This is a genomic window from Gilliamella sp. B3801, assembly GCF_026536645.1.
In the GTDB taxonomy this organism is placed as follows: domain Bacteria; phylum Pseudomonadota; class Gammaproteobacteria; order Enterobacterales; family Orbaceae; genus Gilliamella; species Gilliamella apicola_I.
On the sequence record NZ_JAFNNR010000007.1, the window covers coordinates 13,901 to 32,652 of the forward strand.

Here is an 18,752-nt window from a genome sequence, read left to right on the forward strand (position 1 = left end):
TATTTGTCTAATAATGCTTTAAAAAATATTTTTATTACATTAAAAAAAGTTAATGCTTATCTTTTCAACCTTTTTATTGAAATAGATATATCAAGTGATTAAATTATTATCTGATTTATTTCTTATTACATAGAAATAAATGTATAAAGACCTTTTTAATTTATTATACCCAAATATTAAATAGTAAAATAGAAAATATATATAGCTTAATTTTTTTATTTGGGTTGTTTATCAACTCTTTATCAACATATAACTTTTTAAAAAGAAAAAACTTTACAACTATAATTTATATATAGTTCTGTTAATTCATCGATTTCTTCTTTAGTCCAATCTTTTTTAGTTAATAAGTGTTTATGAATCCCTATACCTGTATTTTTAAAGTTTTCCTTTTTTCCAGAAAAAGATTTATTATCATTTTTCGCATTTCTATTTATATCCAATAATGCAATATTTCCTATATGATTTTTCATGGTTTCTAAAACATTATTTCGATCTCCCTCTTTAGCATTATATGGATAAAGATGTTCTAAAGTAGTTTGACTAAACTCAAAAATTCGGCTTCTATCTTCTTTTTTTATTCTATTTTTTCTCGAACCAATACCTCCACTATTAACCCATTGCCAATTTTCTTCTAATGTAATTAATAAATATTTAAGGGGTTTATTATCTCCTTTTCTGTTATATCTCAGTGCTCTAATTCCATTAGAAAAATGTATATTTTCAGAATCCTTTAACTCAATAATGTTTTTATATTGGTTTAGTAAATAGTCGATAGTATAATTTTCTTTATTGGTATAAATATGAAAAGCAATTTTCGAATATAATGATGAAAAGACCGCTGCATGCAAGCCACTGATAACCTTATAGCGTATAAAAAATTTGCATGTTTCACTTACTAAAAGTTTAAATTCATTTTCTTTTGAAAAACTAGCAGCAAGCAAAACAGGCATAATATGTGTATGTTGTAATTTTTTTATTAACCACTCTAACTTACTTTTATACCAAGATTGATCATTTGAGCTAGAGTCATCGTAAGTCCACTCTGCATTAGATAATAAATTCAATTTTTCAGTACATTCTCTAAGAAAGGAAACACGATTGGCCATTTCAGTAATATCTAAATCTTGAGTAAAATATTTTTCCTTAAATTGTTGTAAAACAGTTGAGGTAGTTATATGTTCACCTGTAAACATAATAATAGACCACCTTAAATAATTACTCACTGTTTTAGAATCGTAACCTAAAATGGAATCCCAATCGTTAGACATTTGCTGAACTAGTGCTTTTCCCTCATCATAATTACCCAAGGTGTGTGCTTTTAATAATTCTCCTTCAGTTAAATTAATTCCACGATCATTAAGAACCATAAATAATTTATAAGCATCATCAATATTTGTTGTAATAATATGAATCAATAAAAAAGACTCATCAAAAATTTTGATAATTTCATCGATAATGTCAAATTGCTTCTCAATACTTTTGTCAGAAAACAGGTCGACGGTGATAAACCTTTTGAATTCTTTTTTTGCTTCTAATATTAATTTATGTGAATCTCTTTCTGGAGTTGGGTTATTAGCTCCTTTAATAGTCATAAGAAAAAAGTTTTTATCTGCATTGCCTATTTCTATTCTGTCATATATTTTGGTTTCTCTATGGTTTCGTTCCTGATAGAAAAAGTATTTATTAATATCTGATAATAAACTATCTTTGAAGTTAGTATCTTCTCCTTGATAATCTAAAGATTCTAAATACTCTTTTATAACAGAAAAAAATAAAACAATTGTAGACAAGCGCTGTTGACCATCGACTAATAAATTTTTAATTTTCCTTTTCCCTACTCCTTCTTTTTGGGCACAAACAATGCTACCAAAAAAATGTTCACATGATTGTCCATTTTCTTTACAATATATAGCCTCTTCAATATCTTTACAGAATTGAGAAATTTGTTCAGATTCCCAAGAGTAATCTCTTTGATATTTTGGTGTATAAAAAACGTTATCTTCTTTAAATAACTCGCCAAATGATTTGTATTGAGGGGTTACTTTCATATAACTTATCCTTATAATTCATATAATTTTTTTATTCATATTCTTCTATATCATCATGACAATCAGCAACTAAGTTTAATGCGTCTTCGAAATAAATATTAAAATTTTTACATTTGGGTACAAACTCTTTATATGATTCGGGAATATTAATTATTCCGTTATCATTTTTTAGAGGGATAGACCAGCGTTCAATAGAAAATTTTATCATGTCTAATTCCCTTTTTAGGATTTCACTTTCTTTCCATGTAGAACCATCTGTATATTTTTTTATTTCTTTCTCGGAATTAGTCGCATTTTTATAATTGTAAGAATAAGAACCATTAGGATCATCTAATTTTAATTTAATTGATTTTCTTCCTAATTCCTGGTTGCCTTTTGTGATAACCAAGTTTCCCAAGCGATGAACATATTGTTCTGCTTTTAACTCATTAGGCCAATGGCTTTCCCACCAATCAGCATCTCTATGAGATTGTGGTAAGATATGTTCTATTGATTCTTTTTTATCCTCATCAGCCCTTGCCCAAGGAATAGGTTTAACAGATCGAGACGATAGACCAATTTCTAATTCATATAAAAAATAATATAATAAGTTAATGCTGGATTTATAATTTATTTCACCTGATAATAATTTAGAAACAGAATCTGAAAGGTTTGCACTTTGATTTAATAGATAGCCGATTTGAGATATAATATAGATAGTAGTTTTATTTTTTTTCAGAATTTTATTGGCTAACTCTAAAATTGCTTTTGAATTTTTATCTACCCTATATCGAAGTAATCCATGCATTCTGAATGTATATATTTCACAAGCTCGACAGATATTTTCAAAATCGTTTTTGCTCAAATTATTAGCATATAACAAATATGCTGATGTAATAATTTTTCTTGTAATGCCTTGCAATCCCAAATTATCTAATCTGTCTAGCCAAACGCCTGATTCTTTTGAACATAGTTGACCGTAAAATTTTTCTTTATATTTTGAGTTAATAAAACCAAAAGCTTCAGAATAATTAATCCAATGTTCTATAAACCCTTTGAAACTTATTTCCTTTTGTGTGTTCTCTCCTTCTAGAAGAATTCGATATTCATTGACAAAATTATTATGAACTTCATTTGTCCCAATACTATAACCATGATAAATAGAAAATAACTCCGATATGAAAGAATTTTCATTATTTCTAGAGCTAACCCCAAATTTTTCCAAATTAGAAATGGCTCGAAACCAGTTTTCGTCGGGAGATATTTTTATACTTCGTTTTTCGCAAATCAAAATACAAAAATTTTTTATTTTATCAAATTCAGATAAAGGTAATCCTCTTGAATTTATAGCATCAAATGTTAGATATCTATCAATACTAGCATCAGCAAGATCGACACTAATTATCTGAATTTGATGACATACTTTATTTCTTAACTTTATTAATTCTTCTCTTGTTTGAATTAAGTTTACTATTTCAGCGATCTGAATTTTTGCATTTTCTAAACATCGCATAGGAGAAATTTTTTCTGCTGGAAGTGAAGGATATCCTAGTAAATAATGACTTAAAGATTCATTTAAAACTCTATTTTCATTTTCGATTCTAAGTTTTTCTGACCCATCACTGTAAACAATTAAACTTTTCAACTTTTCAGACTCAACCGTTTCTCTTTGATCTAATTCAAGAAATCGTCTTCTTAACTCATTAATAATTAATAAAAAAGTAGTTAATCTTTGTTGACCATCTTCTAAAATAAAACGAAATGTAGGCATGTGGGTTATTTCATCTGAGAAAGCGCCATCTTTTGTATTTATTTTTGTATAAATTATAGTACCTAAATAATGAGCTTTATTTCCCATTAATTCTAGATCACTAAAAAGATCTAGAATTTCTTTTTTCGTCCAACTATAACCTCTTTGGTTTTTGGGAATTTTATATACTCTTCCACTAAACATTGTTTCTAAACTATTCATTTATAGTCCTTTTACTTATCAACTTTTATACCGTCCAGTAATTAAAATATGGTAAAATTATTTTTAAGTTCAATTTTTTTATAATAGTTTTTTTAACAAAAAAAATACAGTTTAAATACAAAAAATTAATGAAAATATTATAAAATTTTCATAATATGAATTAAAATAAAGTTTTCAGATGACATAACTTAAAAAATTGTACATAATTTTTTACATTACTAATTAATCATTCAAAATATTTGTAACGACATACAATACTCTTCAGCTATCATTTTTCCATCATTACTAAAATAAAATTCATTTCATTGGATGAAACGCCACTCTTACTTATATTTTTCATAATATAAGTTATTAACCGATTTACCTGATTTTTTAGATCAAATTAATATTAGCAGTAGTCAATTAAAGTTTATAATTAATGGCATCATATAAATCTTGTATGTAATCTAAGTTATCTGTAGGTAAATAAAATTAGCTGCAGAATTTAATAAATTTACTTCAAGATATTAAAAGGTTTGTTATAAATTTCGATTTCTAAACAAATCTATTTTTTAAGCTTACATGCAAAATTGTTTAAATTATAAAATTAATATATTCAGTAATATAATTGGATATCAGTAAATACTAATGAGTTAATACTACTAAAATAACTTTTCATAATTTACTTTGAGTTTTGCTGATTAGTATAAAATATTGTTCTAATGGTTTAGGAACAGTCTTTAGTTCAATTCATATCTTGTGGCTAAAGAATCGATTTAACTTATAATTAGATATCATTTTTTAACGTAAAGGTGACAAAGTTAATTTTTGATCACATACCTATCAATCCCACTATTATTATCTCCTAAATAATAGGAGTTTAAATGATTAGTTTTAATATTTTAATTGATTAAGCTATTAGAGGAATCAAGATGAAAAATATTTTTGAACATTGATATAAAAGTGGTACCTATTAAGCTTTTTAGCTATTGCCTGATAAAAATTTAGTAATTAGTTTATACTTTAGCTTCGTTTATTACGTCATTACAAGGTTTAGTGAGACGAAGAAATTTTAATTAATTTATAAGAGTACAAAACTATTTATCAATTATTACTGTGATTTTATTGATGTATTTTTATTCAAAATGATTTTTGTTTTTCCATTTACAAAAATTAAACATTCAAACAAGTGGAAATGCTTATGAAAAGACTTTAAACACAAAAAAACCAGCTTTCGCTGGTGTTCTTTTAGGATTGGTGCCCGGACGCGGAATCGAACCACGGACACGGGGATTTTCAATCCCCTGCTCTACCGACTGAGCTATCCGGGCAACAATGGAGGTGTATTAAACACGATCTGTGATAATTCGTCAATTCTTTTTGTGATATATTTTTAAAAAAATAGTTTGTTTGGTTGAAAAATAACTTATTAGCTTTATATTATTACTAATATATAACAATATCACGTTATTTTAAGGGAATTGTTACATGCGATATTTCTTGTGTATTCTTTTTTTCATTTATGCTTATTTCGAAATTAGTTTTTTCATAAAGGTTGCTGATTCAATTGGAGTATTCCTTGCGCTAATTTGTATTATTGCTACTTCCTTTATTGGGTTTTCTTTAGTTAAAACACAAGGTTTAAAGAATTTTAGTATTATGCGACAAAAAATGGCTAATCATCAAAGTTTGAAAAACGAAGTAATTAAAAATGTCGCTTTGCTATTTGCTGGTTTTTTCCTGCTGATTCCGGGATTTTTGACTGATATATTAGGAGTGATTTTATTAATTCCTTACGTACAAAATTATTTAGTAAAATTAATTTTAAAAAAAATGCCTATTCAATCTAGCGTTGATTCATCAAGATCCTTTAATCAATCTGATGAGATTATTGAAGGAGAATTTATTCGGAAAGATGATGAATAAATAATCAATTGGTCATTTTTTTGAAATTCCTCACTTGAAGAATATAAAAAAGACCCCCATGTAAACTTCACTACATTTTAAAATCATAATTTTATGATTTATTTTTAATTATCATCTATTTAAATATTAGTGCTAGGAGATAACTAATGAAAATTCGTCCATTGCATGATCGTGTGATCATTAAACGTAAAGAAGTGGAATCAAAATCAGCTGGCGGTATTGTTTTAACAGGTTCAGCTGCAGGTAAATCAACACGTGGTGAAGTTTTAGCTGTTGGTAATGGTCGCATTTTAGAAAATGGTCAAGTACAACCGCTAGATGTTAAAGTTGGTGATATCGTAATTTTCAATGAAGGATATGGCGTTAAAACAGAAAAAATCGATAATGAAGAAGTGCTTATCCTGTCTGAAAGCGATATTTTAGCTATTGTACAAGCATAACTGGCAACTAATTTAAATTATATACAGAATTTAGGAGAAATACGAAGATGGCCGCTAAAGATGTAAAATTTGGTAATGACGCTCGCGTTAAAATGCTTCAAGGCGTGAATGTATTAGCTGATGCAGTAAAAGTGACTTTGGGTCCTAAAGGGCGTAACGTCGTTTTAGATAAATCATTTGGTGCTCCAACTATCACTAAAGATGGTGTTTCAGTTGCTCGTGAAATCGAATTAGAAGATAAATTCGAAAATATGGGTGCACAAATGGTTAAAGAAGTGGCATCGAAAGCAAATGATGCTGCTGGTGACGGTACAACAACGGCAACTGTGCTTGCTCAAGCTATTGTTAACGAAGGCTTAAAAGCAGTGGCTGCAGGAATGAATCCAATGGATTTAAAACGTGGTATCGATAAAGCAGTCGTTGCAGCCGTTGAAGAACTTAAAAAATTATCAGCTCCATGTGCAGATTCTAAAGCAATTGCACAAGTTGGTACTATTTCTGCTAACTCAGATGAAACTGTGGGTACTTTAATTGCGCAAGCAATGGAAAAAGTAGGTAAAGAAGGTGTTATTACTGTTGAAGACGGCACAGGTTTACAAGACGAACTTGATGTGGTTGAAGGTATGCAGTTTGATCGTGGTTATTTATCACCTTATTTCATCAATAAACCAGAAACAGCAACGGTTGAATTAGATAGTCCATATATCTTATTAGTTGATAAAAAAATCTCTAATATCCGTGAATTATTACCGGTATTAGAAGCGGTTGCAAAAGCGGGTAAATCACTATTAATTATTGCTGAAGATGTTGAAGGTGAAGCATTAGCAACATTAGTTGTGAATACTATGCGTGGTATTGTTAAAGTTGCAGCCGTAAAAGCACCAGGTTTTGGTGACCGTCGTAAAGCAATGTTACAAGATATCGCTATTTTAACAGCTGGTACTGTCATTTCAGAAGAAATCGGTTTAGAGCTTGAAAAAGCAACGTTAGAAGATTTAGGTCAAGCTAAACGTGTTGTTATCAATAAAGACAATACTACTATCATCGATGGTGTGGGTGAAGAGTCTTTAATTAATGCTCGTGTTGAACAAATTCGTAAACAAATTGAAGAATCAACTTCTGATTACGATAAAGAAAAACTTCAAGAACGTGTGGCTAAATTAGCTGGCGGTGTTGCAGTAATTAAAGTTGGTGCAGCAACTGAAGTTGAAATGAAAGAGAAAAAAGCACGTGTAGAAGATGCATTACATGCAACTCGTGCTGCTGTTGAAGAAGGTGTTGTTGCCGGTGGTGGTGTAGCGTTAGTTCGTGCTGCTTCAGCGATTGCTGAGCTAAAAGGTGCGAATGAAGATCAAAACGTAGGTATCAAAGTTGCACTTCGTGCAATGGAAGCACCATTACGTCAAATCGTCACTAACTGTGGTGAAGAAGCATCTGTTGTTGTTAACGCAGTTAAAGGCGGTAAAGGTAACTATGGTTACAATGCTTCAACTGAAGAGTATGGTGATATGATTGCTATGGGTATTTTAGATCCAACTAAAGTAACTCGTAGTGCATTACAATATGCTGCATCTGTTGCTGGTCTTATGATCACAACTGAATGTATGGTTACTGATTTACCTAAAGATGATAAAGCTGATTTAGGTGCTGCTGGTATGGGCGGCATGGGTGGTATGGGCGGAATGATGTAATTCTTTCCTTACACACAAACTAAATATTTGAAAAAACTATCCGTTTACGCGGGTAGTTTTTTTATATTCACAAATCAATTTTTTCCCTTTATCATTTTTTATCAAAAAAACTTTTTTCTTTGACAAGTTTGAATAAATTAACAAATTAAAATTAAATGTATGTTGGAATATGAAAAAGAGTATTGAATTTTGCGAATTTAATTTGAAAGGTGCTGATAAAGTGTTATTACGCCAATCGCAATTAACACCAATCCGCCTAAAATCTCGGCTTGTTTTCCGATAAAACAACCAATTTTTTTTCCTAGTAATAAACCTATAGTTACCATGACACAGGTTGCTAATCCAATCATGCTTGCTGCGATATAAATATTGACGCTAGCTAATGCTAAACTAATTCCAACAGCAAATGCATCCAGACTAGTCGAAATAGCGGTAAAAATTAGGATAAGGAAAGATTTTTTTGAAGAAGCTATTTCTTTTTCAGAAAAATCTTCGTCGCTTTCTTTAAAACTATTATAAATCATGCTAATGCCTAAAAATAACATGACAGCAAATACTACCCAGTGATCCCAACGCTCTATATAGTGCAGTGTCAAAATGCCTATGAGCCAACCTAGCAATGGTGTGATTGCCTCAACGACACCAAATAAAATACCAACTTTTAAGGCGCCAATAAAGGGAGTCGATTTAAATGAAATTCCACGACAAACAGCAACCGCAAAAGCATCTGTAGACATTGCCATTGCTAATAAAAATATCGTCAAAAAACTCATGACATATGCTCTTGTTTATAATTATTGGGATACACGATTATTTAATATAGGGTTGTACTTTATTGTTCAACAACTGATAATAAATAACTCGCTATTCTTTTATCACCTTTATTTTGATAAAGATCAGCTGTTTTTAAAACCGTTTCACGACGTTTTGCATCATATTGGAAAAGTTGTTTAAACATTAAGTCAGCTGTTTTTTTATCATCATTTTGGATTGCACAATATCCATACTGTTCATAGGTATCGGCTTTCCAATTATGGCGATCATATTCAAGGCTTTTTTCAAACTCCTTTTGTGCTTCCTGATAACGTCCAAGACCACATAAAAAAGATCCATAATGTACATGATATAAGCCATTACCTGGTTGCATAAGGGTAATGCGTTTATAAATCATTTCTGCTTCATTGTATTCACCAACGTGCTGATCAAACATTGCCATAGCTAGCATAATTTGTGGGTTATTGGGTGAATATTGATTTGCTAATTTGAGATTATAGTGTGCAGCTTTAATGTTATCTTCCGATTCATTTGCTTTGCTTAGATATCCTAATCCTAATTGCATTCTTGCAAAAGCTGCCGCTTCGGGATCGAACTCTTCGTTACCATTTATTTGGCAGCCTGATAGTGTTAATAATGCTAAACAGCTTAGTAATATGAGTATTTTTTTCATCAACTATACCTTTATTAATTTACCATGATCGTTATGCTGTTTGTTTAATAAGATTTTGCTTTTTATATAAAGTCCGTTTAGTACGATCAACGACGTCACCGGCCAACTGACCGCAAGCCGCATCAATATCATCGCCACGTGTTTTACGAACAATCACTGTAAATCCATATCCCATTAACGTTTTCATAAAACGATCGATACGTGTGTTTGAGCATTTTGAAAAAGGAGCACCAGGGAATGGGTTCCAAGGTATTAAATTGATTTTACTTGGAACGTTTTTTAAAAATTTAGCAAGTTCATGAGCATGTTCAACACTATCATTGATTTGATTAAGTAATACATATTCAATCGTTACTTTTCCATGATTAGCGTTTGATGTCGACAGATAACGTAAAATTGAGTCGCGTAACATTGCCATATTATATTTTTGATTAATTGGCATAATTTCGCTACGTATATTATCATTTGGCGCATGCAATGAAATAGCTAAGGCGACATCAATCATACCTGCTAATTTATCTAAAGCAGGAACAACACCAGAAGTCGATAGGGTTACTCGTCTTTTTGATAAGCCATAACCAAAATCATCTAACATGATTTCCATTGCTGGTACGACATTCGATAAATTGAGTAAAGGCTCTCCCATACCCATCATGACCACATTAGTAATAGGTCTATCTGCTAATTTACCGGTTACACCAATGACTTTCGATGCTCGCCATACTTGACCTATAATTTCAGATACCGTTAAGTTACGATTAAAGCCTTGTTGTGCGGTTGAACAGAATTTGCACGCTAAAGCACAGCCAACTTGTGATGAAACACAGAGGGTTGCACGATCTCTTTCTGGAATATAAACAGATTCAATCATCTGGTTATCACCAACATCTAACGCCCATTTTATTGTACCATCGGATGAGCGCTGTTCCATTGCAATTACTGGTGCTTTAATTTCAGCGATTAATTTTAGATGTTCACGTAACTTTTTGTTGATATCGGTCATCTGATCAAAATCATCTATCCCAAAATGGTAGATCCATTTCATGACTTGATCGGCTCTAAATGGTTTTTCGCCCAATGAAATAAAAAACTCTCTCAATTGTTGACGAGTTAAATCAAGTAAATTTATTTTTTCACTTTTAGGATTAGTTGTATTAAGATTGGATGCATCTGCACAATTAACAGACGTATTTGGTGTAGCAGGTGTTAACATATGGCCTCGTTTTTACACATTATGGCTATTTAAAAATTTAAGGAAAGGATTATACTGTTTTTCCCTTTATATGGCTAATAGAATATTAATAATGAAAACAAATTCAGCAAAATATATCCATATTTTCTGTTTAACATTAACCCTATTTTTATATTCAACGTTTACTATGGCACAACCTATACCTTTTAACAAACTAATTGGACAGTTTGATGAAAAGATTGACAATAATTTTGTCGCATTAGATTCTACCATGTTACCTGTCAATAAAAAGGGCATGTATCTTCAAAAGGAACCCACTCAGCAGCTTATAAAAGCTTATCAAGCTTTTAAAAAAGCACATCCTGATATTCCGTTTATTATCGTAAGTGCTACACGTAATTACACCTATCAAAACTCAATTTGGCAGCGTAAATGGGATAAATTGTCCAATCAGTTTAATGATCCAGAACAAATTGCTGAAGAAATACTAAAATATTCATCAATGCCTGGTACATCTCGTCATCATTGGGGAACGGATATCGATATTACCAGTGTTTCATCAGATTATTTCAAAAATGATAAAAAGGGTAGAATTTTATATCAATGGCTTCAGGACAATTTACCTAAGTATGGCTTTTGCCAAGCGTTTAACGAAGGAAGAAATGGAGGCTATCAGCCAGAAGAGTGGCATTGGTCCTATAAGCCTATCGCTAGCCAATATATAGCACAATATAAAACACTATTAGAAAATGAACCAAGCACCATCACACAAGTCTTGAATTTCATCGGTCACGATAAAATTGATTTAGAAAGATTAGTGAAAGAATTTGTCTTAACGGTTAATACTGATTGCTATTAATCCGTAAATGAATATGCATGGTTGATTAATGCTTTCGCCAATAAGGTAAGCGAATTGTCACCGTAAGTCCACCATGGTCACGGTTTGTTGCTTGAATAGTGCCATTATGCATGGTGAACGTCTTTCTGGCTATTGCAAGACCAAGACCGTAACCCTTACCTAATTGAGGCGATTGAATGCGAACAAACGGTTCAAAAATACTCGATAGTTTATTTGGATCGACACCAGGACCACGATCTTTAACTTCAATTTGTAGGTATTTACCGACTTCTTTTAAAGATACATTAACTTCTTGTCCCGGCTTTGAAAAACGAATTGCATTACGAATAATATTTTCAACTGCACGGCGAATTTGTTCCGAGTTACCTTTAACAATAGAATGAATAATCGCTGATGAAATGAAGTGAACATTTATCGATTGGTGATTCGCTTCATAATTTGCATCATTAATGACCACACGCAATAAATCTTTTAGGTCAAAATATTCATCTGTGCGATTATTCATTTCAGCACGTGAATAATTTAATATTTCACCAATAAGTTGATCTAATCGTTCAGATTCTAATTCTATTCTTGCTAATGCGGTATCAATATTTTGCTTATTTTGTTGAGCTAATCCGATGGCTAATTGTAAGCGAGCAAGTGGCGTTCTAAGCTCATGTGATACATCATGCAAAAGAGCTTGGCGGTCTGAGATTAAAATATTGAGTTGTTCAACCATCATATCAAAATCTTTGCCTAATTCGCTAAGCTCATCATGGCGTGGTTTAAGTTTATTGAATAATCTAACCGAGAGATCACCTTGAGAAACTCTGAAAAAGCCCTGCCTTAATAGTTTCATTGGTCTGGTTAAGTTCCAAGCCAAAAAGAGACTAAATACTAATCCCACACAAATTCCCATTAACACAATTGGCATTGGCATATTAAACAGGGCTTTTTTGACTTGATCGTCTTTGTCTTTATCTTCCCTAAATGAAACCGCATAAAGCGTTCCATCAGGGGCAACTGCTGTACGTTGATAAATATAATTTGGTGGTTCTAATTCATCCGTAATGATATTGATTTGATCGTTTTGAGGAGAAATCAATTTTATTGATAATAAAACTCGCTCGCGTTCAGGCAGATGAGCAACAAAATTTAACGTTTCATTTTCACCTGCTACATGTAATAATTGAGCGATCATATCGACTTTTGTCGGCATATGATTGAGAAATCGTTGGTTTTTATTTTCTATATAATAAGAAAATGCAATCCAGGTTAACTGAAAAGTAAGATAGAAAATCACCCAAAATATAATGAGTATTTTCCAAAATAATCGACGATTCATCTCAAGCCTATTATCACATTAACGGATTCGGTAACCAACAGCTCGAATAGTTTCAATAGTTACTACATTTTGAGCAACTTGATGAAGTTTTTGGCGAATATTACTGATATGCACATCGACGCTACGATCATAAAGTTCACGAGCTCGACCAAGACCTATTTCAGATAACTCTTCTTTAGTGACCACGCGCTCACTGTGTTTTACCAATAATACTAATAAATTAAACTCGGTTGATGTCAAATCTATCACTTGGCCATTCCAAGTGCATAAACGTTGCGGTAAATCTAATACTAAGCCATTAAAATGGTATTTTTTATCATCGACCAACTCAACAGAACGTTCATCAAAACGACGTAAAACAGCACGCAGTCTTGCTAATAATTCGCGTGGATAACAAGGTTTTGGAATATAATCATCTGCGCCCAATTCTAACCCTAAAACACGATCAATATTATCGCCTTTAGCGGTTAACATAATAACAGGCATATTACATTGCTGACGAATACTTTTAAGAACATCAATTCCATTAATATCGGGTAACATTACATCCAAGATTGCAGCTCGATATTTGCCTGATAAGGCTTCTTCAATACCATCTTTACCTAAATAAACACTTTTGATATTAAAGCCTTCATTAGTCAGATACTCACTTAGCATCTGTGATAATTCAATATCATCATCAATTAATAAAATATTTATCATAATCGCCATTATTATATAATTATAGGTAGTTATATTATTGCAATAATAAAAAAAATGTCAGGTAATTTTACTAAAATATTACATATTTTGAACGATTGCTGTTTATTTAATTTACTACCTAATTGTTTAAAAAATGTTAGTTTAGCTATAGCTTTAATCAAAATTTAAATGAAATTGAATAACACTTTATTTTGATTAATCTAATTTGCTATAAAATTGCACTATTATATAGAGATTGTGTCATATCATCATTCAAATATAGCTTAAGATATAATAAAATATTGATAAATAAATTGTTAAATTTTCAACTAATAACATTAAGATTGATGAATGGAAGAATCTAAACAGCAAACACAATGGCAAGCATTAATTCAATTAATAAAACATGAAGTTTTACCAGCACTTGGTTGCACTGAACCTATTTCTTTGGCATTTGCTTCAGCGGTTGCTTGTCAATATCTTGACAAAAATAACATAAAAAAAATTGAAGCTTATGTTTCGCCAAATTTAATGAAAAACGGAATGGGTGTCACTGTTCCTGGTACCGGTATGGTTGGCTTACCTATTGCCGCTGCGATTGGTGCAATAGGCGGTGATGCAGATGCTGGGCTTGAAGTGTTAAAAAACATCACTTCAACGCAAATTATACAAGCAAAAGAAATGCTCACTAATGGTAAGGTACGTGTTCAAATTGCAGATAATCATAAAGCAATTTATGCAGAGGCTAATGTTTACACTGAAACAGATCATGTCAAAGTCTGTATTGAAAACACGCATACTCATTTGATATTAATTGAAAAAAATGGTGATCTTCTTTACCAAACCGATTCAGTTAATCAAGCGTTATCTCACGATGATCTTATCATAAAGCAAATGACGGTTAGATTAATCTATGAATTTGCCAGCTATGCTAATTTTGACGATATAAAATTTATTTTAGAGGCAGCAAAATTAAACGATGCTTTATCTGAAGAAGGATTAAAACAGGCTTATGGTCTAAGTATTGCGACCACTTTACGTGAGCATACTAAAAATGGATTAATGGCAGATGATTTATTATCTAAAGTAATTATTCGTACAACTGCAGCATCTGATGCTCGAATGGGCGGTGCAACATTGCCTGCGATGAGCAATTCAGGTTCAGGCAATCAAGGTATTACAGCGACCATGCCAGTAGTTGTGGTGGCTGAACATTTAAATGTCACGCAAGAGCAATTAGCCAGAGCGCTTATTCTATCGCATACCATTGCAATTTATATACATAGTAAATATCCGCCGTTATCTGCGCTTTGTGCCGCTTCAACCGCAGCTATGGGGGCAGCGGCAGGAATGGCATGGTTACTAGGCAAAGGTGAGTATGAACCGGTAGATATGGCAATTTGTAGTATGATAGGTGATTTATCTGGTATTATTTGTGATGGTGCATCTAATAGTTGTGCTATGAAAGTTTCGACATCCGTATCCTCTGCCTATAAAGCGGTATTAATGGCTTTGAGTCGTATTCGGGTAACGGGTAAGGAAGGGATTGTGTGTGATAGTGTTGAAACATCAATTAATAATTTAGGGGCAATTGTCAGTAACAGCATGAAAGCTACCGACACACAAATTATTCATATTATGTCTCACAAAGCATAAATTTTTCAAATATTCTAGTGAGTTAAACACTGTTGCGGTTTTTATATAACCAATTGGTCAATTTTTTTAAAAATATACTGGACAATATTATTTTTTATGCGTAATATTTCGTCCTACTTCAGCGGTGGCTATAGCTCAGTTGGTAGAGCCCTGGATTGTGATTCCAGTTGTCGTGGGTTCGAGTCCCATTAGCCACCCCATTTATGCCATGCATAAGTAAATCTAACGGCGAGTAGCGCAGCTTGGTAGCGCAACTGGTTTGGGACCAGTGGGTCGGAGGTTCGAATCCTCTCTCGCCGACCAATTTAGATATAAAAACCGACTTATTTAAGTGGGTTTTTTTATTATCTGCGTTTTAGTAAAATAAGGACTAATATGCGGTTTTCGTCCAATAATAGATTAATTACTCGATTCTGTTTTAAACGGTTTAATCCATAATTTTTTATTTTTGAAATCTATTTTAATTAAATGACTTTGTAGTACATCAATACCTAAAAGCCCATCTGATTGGAATTCAGGTGGAAGAGAATCGAGAATAATCGCTTCCACTTTATCCGATGAAACGTAGCTCACACCAAGTTCAACAAATTGATAATCACTATTTTCATCCTTAATTTTAATTGATTCAGGTGAAAGGGATTGAGCTTTAATCATAGATAAGCTTGCTCCGGTATCTAATATCATTTGGTAATTTTTATAATCATCTGACATTTCAATAACTAAACCTTCATCCATTAAACGGAAAGGTAATTCAACCCATGTGTTATCTAAACTTAAATTTATATCGTCTGAAATAATAATTTCACTTTTAGGAAAATTTAAGGTTAAAACATATTGATCAAATAAACCTAATCCAATAGCAGGGAAATCATCACTTTCTTCTTTTTCATTGTTACTTGATATGGCTAAACCCCATGGTTTATATTCAATAACATTAACTTTTTTAAATATTAGCGAATTGATGACTAAATTATTCGCAATAAAAGATCTTGTTATATTTATATTACCTGATAAATCAATACTTTTTTTGTTTTCAGAAAGTTCAATTTTATCAACGATATTATTAATAAAATCTAATGGTAAATATAATCCTTCTTTACCACCTGTGTCTAAGGTAACCTCAATATCTTTACCATCAATGTTTAAGTTCAGATGAGGAATATTAAACTTTCCATCAAAATTTATTTTCCAAACAAACTCATCACTTTTGGCTAATGCACTAAATAAACATAGAATTAAGAAAATTATTTTTTTAATCATCCTTTTCCCCTTATTAAAGCAATGATAAAACAGATTATCCTATCGGCATATTTTATAATGTTAAAAAATAGTCATTTCTGCACAAAATTCTTCATTATACTTATGTTTATATAATAAATTCATGAACTTTATAACACAATCATTTCTATTTATTATTTAAAGTATCACCTATCTCATCTTAATTATCCGTAGTTTTTCAATTTTAATGATTCAACATATTCGTTAATGCATATTACGAGTTATTATTTTGATTTTATGTTGATAATAAAAAATATTGTGATCATGACAACACTTTTGGTACTTAAAATTGACGGCATGTATTTTTTTAGATAATTTTTAATCAGTAATTGGTTGTTAAAGATATATCTATTGGATAAAAAAGCCCAAATATGGAGCGTGATCTTTGGAATACCGTGATATTGCAGTCAAAACTGAAGTCGAAGAACAAATTAGAGCAAATCCTAAAATAATCAGTCAAATAATGACAGAAAGAGGGCTTGCCGAATATTTTGGGGTAAGTCGAACGACAGTTAGAAGAGCATTAAGTGATTTAATGATGGAAGGTGATGTTTTTCAGGAAGATCACCATCTCCCTAATCATACTGTCTTTGAAATGAATATGCTAAAAATGTCTTCGTTTACTGAAGAGTGCCAAAAAGAAGATGATGTTCACATCAAAATTAAAGTACTCTCTAATGATATCATTCCAATGCCTACCGAATTAAACACCTTTTTTAAATCAAATCAGCGATTAATCAGAATAGCAAGACAACGTTTATTGAATAAAACTCCGTTATCTTATGAAATAAGTTATCTTCCTTCTAAAAAATTTAAAGATTTAGTTAAACAAGATTTAAATGATGTTTCGCTTTATGAATATTTAAAAACACATTTTCATGTTATACCCAGTCATGGTCGAGAAGAGATCGCATACGAAGTCGCTCTCAACGATAAAGCCAAATATTTAGCAATTACTGAAGGCACACCTATCTATAAAGTATCAAGTTACAGTTATGATCATGACTTTGAACCGTTTGAACACACCGACCAGTACTTAATTGGTAATCGATTTAAATATCACTTATCTGCAAAAAATATCTTTAATTATCAGGAAGAATACAAATGAAGTTATTTGAAAAATTAGCACTCCAATTAATGGAGCAGATAAGTACAGGACAATATAGTGTGGGTGCAGAGTTACCGCCAGAAGGTCAGTTGCAAAAAGATTATGAAGTCAGTCGAACCACAGTCCGTAAAGCGATTGATCGTTTAGTTGAAAAAAATATGGTGGTCAGAAAGAAAGGGGTTGGATTATTTGTCGCTCCTACACTTTCAACCCAAACGATTTTAGAAATGACAGGCATAATTAAACCTCAAGCTTATTCAAATCATAAAAAGCAGATCAAAGAAGCCTATCTCAGGCAAGCAGGTTGTTATTACAGCCAATTATTAAAAATAAAATCAACGGAACTTATCTACTTTATTGGTTTTTTGGAGATAGCAACAAATAGCGTAACGAAAACCATTTTTTTGCTACCGTTAACTAATTTTCCAGACTTTCAGCTTTCCATTATCAAGGTACTATCAGCACTTGAAATCATTAATTCGGGAAAGAAAAAAGTCGATAAATTAGAGCAAGATTTGCAATTGATGGTAGCCAATGCTGAACTTTCCAAACAATTACGTATCAATATTAACGCCCCATTTTTTAAAATTACTAATCACTATTTTGATATTAATAACGAACCGATTGCGCTTGAGTACAAGTTTGCTAGTAATACTAAATATGTGGTCGATTTCACCTAGGAGGTATATCAATGATTAAATTATTACGTGTAGATCACCGTTTATTACATGGCCAGGTAGTTGTTTCATGGTTCGAAAATGTTGGTGCAAACACTATTTTAGTGGCTAATGATGTCGTGGCTAATGACGAATTACGTAAATCTGCTATTCGTTTAGCTAAACCAGAAAACGCAAAATTAGTGATGAAGTCAATTGATGACAGTATTGAGGCGATCAATTCAGGCGTAACAGATAAATATCAAATGTTAATTGTCGTTGAATCCGTTGCAGATGCTGAAAAACTCATTCGAGCCACGCAAGGAAAAGTTTGTAGCCTAAATTTAGGTGGTACTAAACCTCGAGAAGTGACAAAAAATTACTCTAAAACAATTAATTTAACTGATACTGAGGCGGATTTATTAACAGGATTACAACAAGACGGCATTGAGATCTATATTCAACAAGTCCCAAGCGAATCAAAGCAAAAATTTGAAAAATAGTTAAGAGGGA

16 protein-coding genes and 3 tRNA genes are annotated in these 18,752 nt (G+C 31.7%); 10 read left to right on the forward strand and 9 right to left on the reverse strand.

What is annotated here, in order from left to right; all coding sequences use genetic code 11:
• Positions 1-257: 257 nt before the first annotated feature.
• The 3 genes from J3U14_RS07480 to J3U14_RS07490 all read right to left on the reverse strand — a co-directional run bounded on the left by J3U14_RS07480 (position 258) and on the right by J3U14_RS07490 (position 5,309).
• A complete protein-coding gene (locus J3U14_RS07480) occupies positions 258-2,048 on the reverse strand; it encodes a DUF262 domain-containing protein (RefSeq protein ID WP_267350034.1) in 1,791 nt (596 codons plus the stop codon).
• A gap of 31 nt (positions 2,049-2,079) precedes the next feature.
• Positions 2,080-3,999, reverse strand: a complete 1,920-nt coding sequence (locus J3U14_RS07485; RefSeq protein WP_267350033.1) for a DUF262 domain-containing protein — start codon at positions 3,997-3,999, stop codon at positions 2,080-2,082.
• Positions 4,000-5,233: 1,234 nt separating this feature from the next.
• Positions 5,234-5,309, reverse strand: a tRNA-Phe gene (locus tag J3U14_RS07490).
• A 157-nt stretch (positions 5,310-5,466) separates the two neighbouring features.
• Between J3U14_RS07490 and J3U14_RS07495 the strand changes: the two genes are divergently transcribed.
• The 3 genes from J3U14_RS07495 (at position 5,467) to groL (ending at position 8,035) form a co-directional block, all read left to right on the forward strand.
• A complete protein-coding gene (locus tag J3U14_RS07495) occupies positions 5,467-5,904 on the forward strand; it encodes an FxsA family protein (RefSeq protein WP_267350031.1) in 438 nt (145 codons plus the stop codon).
• 146 nt (positions 5,905-6,050) lie between these two features.
• Entirely contained in the window at positions 6,051-6,344 is a 294-nt protein-coding gene (locus J3U14_RS07500) for a co-chaperone GroES (protein ID WP_034915350.1), read from the forward strand.
• 47 nt (positions 6,345-6,391) lie between these two features.
• Positions 6,392-8,035 (forward strand): chaperonin GroEL, encoded by a 1,644-nt coding sequence (gene groL, locus J3U14_RS07505; protein WP_065558075.1) that lies wholly within the window; start codon positions 6,392-6,394, stop codon positions 8,033-8,035.
• Positions 8,036-8,232: 197 nt separating this feature from the next.
• On the opposite strand, the gene J3U14_RS07510 is transcribed toward groL, so the two are convergent.
• Genes J3U14_RS07510 through J3U14_RS07520 form a run of 3 tightly spaced genes read right to left on the reverse strand, consistent with a single transcriptional unit; the run spans position 8,233 to position 10,695 of the window.
• A complete protein-coding gene (locus tag J3U14_RS07510; RefSeq protein WP_267350028.1) occupies positions 8,233-8,808 on the reverse strand; it encodes a manganese efflux pump MntP family protein in 576 nt (191 codons plus the stop codon).
• A 59-nt stretch (positions 8,809-8,867) separates the two neighbouring features.
• Positions 8,868-9,482 carry a hypothetical protein gene (locus J3U14_RS07515; protein ID WP_267350026.1) on the reverse strand — a complete coding sequence of 205 codons (615 nt, stop codon included), beginning with the start codon at positions 9,480-9,482 and terminating at the stop codon, positions 8,868-8,870.
• A 31-nt stretch (positions 9,483-9,513) separates the two neighbouring features.
• Positions 9,514-10,695 (reverse strand): bifunctional tRNA (adenosine(37)-C2)-methyltransferase TrmG/ribosomal RNA large subunit methyltransferase RlmN, encoded by a 1,182-nt coding sequence (locus tag J3U14_RS07520; RefSeq protein WP_267350024.1) that lies wholly within the window; start codon positions 10,693-10,695, stop codon positions 9,514-9,516.
• Between the two features lie 91 nt (positions 10,696-10,786).
• On the opposite strand from J3U14_RS07520, the gene J3U14_RS07525 reads away from it, so the two are divergent.
• Positions 10,787-11,533 carry a M15 family metallopeptidase gene (locus tag J3U14_RS07525; protein ID WP_267350023.1) on the forward strand — a complete coding sequence of 249 codons (747 nt, stop codon included), beginning with the start codon at positions 10,787-10,789 and terminating at the stop codon, positions 11,531-11,533.
• 25 nt (positions 11,534-11,558) lie between these two features.
• Here J3U14_RS07525 and J3U14_RS07530 read toward each other — a convergent pair whose 3' ends face one another.
• Together J3U14_RS07530 and J3U14_RS07535 are read right to left on the reverse strand one after the other, a co-directional pair.
• Complete coding sequence (locus J3U14_RS07530) at positions 11,559-12,860, reverse strand: ATP-binding protein (protein WP_267350021.1); 1,302 nt, start codon at positions 12,858-12,860, stop codon at positions 11,559-11,561.
• A gap of 18 nt (positions 12,861-12,878) precedes the next feature.
• Positions 12,879-13,559: a response regulator transcription factor gene (locus J3U14_RS07535; protein ID WP_065558131.1), complete on the reverse strand. Its 681-nt coding sequence runs from the start codon at positions 13,557-13,559 to the stop codon at positions 12,879-12,881.
• A gap of 333 nt (positions 13,560-13,892) precedes the next feature.
• Between J3U14_RS07535 and J3U14_RS07540 the strand changes: the two genes are divergently transcribed.
• From J3U14_RS07540 to J3U14_RS07550, 3 genes are all read left to right on the forward strand, one after another.
• Positions 13,893-15,197 carry a serine dehydratase subunit alpha family protein gene (locus J3U14_RS07540; protein ID WP_267350018.1) on the forward strand — a complete coding sequence of 435 codons (1,305 nt, stop codon included), beginning with the start codon at positions 13,893-13,895 and terminating at the stop codon, positions 15,195-15,197.
• Positions 15,198-15,321: 124 nt separating this feature from the next.
• Positions 15,322-15,397 (forward strand) — tRNA-His (locus J3U14_RS07545).
• Positions 15,398-15,423: 26 nt separating this feature from the next.
• A tRNA-Pro gene (locus J3U14_RS07550) sits at positions 15,424-15,500 on the forward strand.
• A gap of 96 nt (positions 15,501-15,596) precedes the next feature.
• Here J3U14_RS07550 and J3U14_RS07555 read toward each other — a convergent pair.
• Positions 15,597-16,457 carry a hypothetical protein gene (locus J3U14_RS07555; RefSeq protein ID WP_267350017.1) on the reverse strand — a complete coding sequence of 287 codons (861 nt, stop codon included), beginning with the start codon at positions 16,455-16,457 and terminating at the stop codon, positions 15,597-15,599.
• Positions 16,458-16,860: 403 nt separating this feature from the next.
• On the opposite strand from J3U14_RS07555, the gene J3U14_RS07560 reads away from it, so the two are divergent.
• From J3U14_RS07560 to J3U14_RS07570, 3 genes are read left to right on the forward strand one after another with little or no spacing between them, the layout of a single operon-like run.
• Positions 16,861-17,583 (forward strand): GntR family transcriptional regulator, encoded by a 723-nt coding sequence (locus J3U14_RS07560; protein WP_267350015.1) that lies wholly within the window; start codon positions 16,861-16,863, stop codon positions 17,581-17,583.
• On the forward strand, positions 17,580-18,263 hold the full coding sequence (locus J3U14_RS07565; RefSeq protein ID WP_267350013.1) for a GntR family transcriptional regulator: 684 nt from the start codon (positions 17,580-17,582) through the stop codon (positions 18,261-18,263). The genes J3U14_RS07560 and J3U14_RS07565 overlap by 4 nt, the downstream gene beginning before the upstream one ends.
• 11 nt (positions 18,264-18,274) lie before the next feature.
• The gene (locus J3U14_RS07570; protein ID WP_267350012.1) at positions 18,275-18,742 is read left to right on the forward strand and encodes a PTS sugar transporter subunit IIB; all 468 of its coding nucleotides are present in this window, start codon (positions 18,275-18,277) and stop codon (positions 18,740-18,742) included.
• The last annotated feature ends 10 nt before the right edge of the window (positions 18,743-18,752 follow it).

Excerpts from the sequence above, each read along its gene's own strand:
- J3U14_RS07480 (WP_267350034.1), bottom strand. The coding sequence starts at position 2,048 with ATGAAAGTAACCCCTCAATACAAATCATTTGGCGAGTTATTTAAAGAA.
- J3U14_RS07485 (WP_267350033.1), bottom strand. The coding sequence starts at position 3,999 with ATGAATAGTTTAGAAACAATGTTTAGTGGAAGAGTATATAAAATTCCC.
- J3U14_RS07495 (WP_267350031.1), top strand. The coding sequence starts at position 5,467 with ATGCGATATTTCTTGTGTATTCTTTTTTTCATTTATGCTTATTTCGAA.
- J3U14_RS07500 (WP_034915350.1), top strand. The coding sequence starts at position 6,051 with ATGAAAATTCGTCCATTGCATGATCGTGTGATCATTAAACGTAAAGAA.
- groL (WP_065558075.1), top strand. The coding sequence starts at position 6,392 with ATGGCCGCTAAAGATGTAAAATTTGGTAATGACGCTCGCGTTAAAATG.
- J3U14_RS07510 (WP_267350028.1), bottom strand. The coding sequence starts at position 8,808 with ATGAGTTTTTTGACGATATTTTTATTAGCAATGGCAATGTCTACAGAT.
- J3U14_RS07515 (WP_267350026.1), bottom strand. The coding sequence starts at position 9,482 with ATGAAAAAAATACTCATATTACTAAGCTGTTTAGCATTATTAACACTA.
- J3U14_RS07520 (WP_267350024.1), bottom strand. The coding sequence starts at position 10,695 with ATGTTAACACCTGCTACACCAAATACGTCTGTTAATTGTGCAGATGCA.
- J3U14_RS07525 (WP_267350023.1), top strand. The coding sequence starts at position 10,787 with ATGAAAACAAATTCAGCAAAATATATCCATATTTTCTGTTTAACATTA.
- J3U14_RS07530 (WP_267350021.1), bottom strand. The coding sequence starts at position 12,860 with ATGAATCGTCGATTATTTTGGAAAATACTCATTATATTTTGGGTGATT.
- J3U14_RS07540 (WP_267350018.1), top strand. The coding sequence starts at position 13,893 with ATGGAAGAATCTAAACAGCAAACACAATGGCAAGCATTAATTCAATTA.
- J3U14_RS07555 (WP_267350017.1), bottom strand. The coding sequence starts at position 16,457 with ATGATTAAAAAAATAATTTTCTTAATTCTATGTTTATTTAGTGCATTA.
- J3U14_RS07565 (WP_267350013.1), top strand. The coding sequence starts at position 17,580 with ATGAAGTTATTTGAAAAATTAGCACTCCAATTAATGGAGCAGATAAGT.
- J3U14_RS07570 (WP_267350012.1), top strand. The coding sequence starts at position 18,275 with ATGATTAAATTATTACGTGTAGATCACCGTTTATTACATGGCCAGGTA.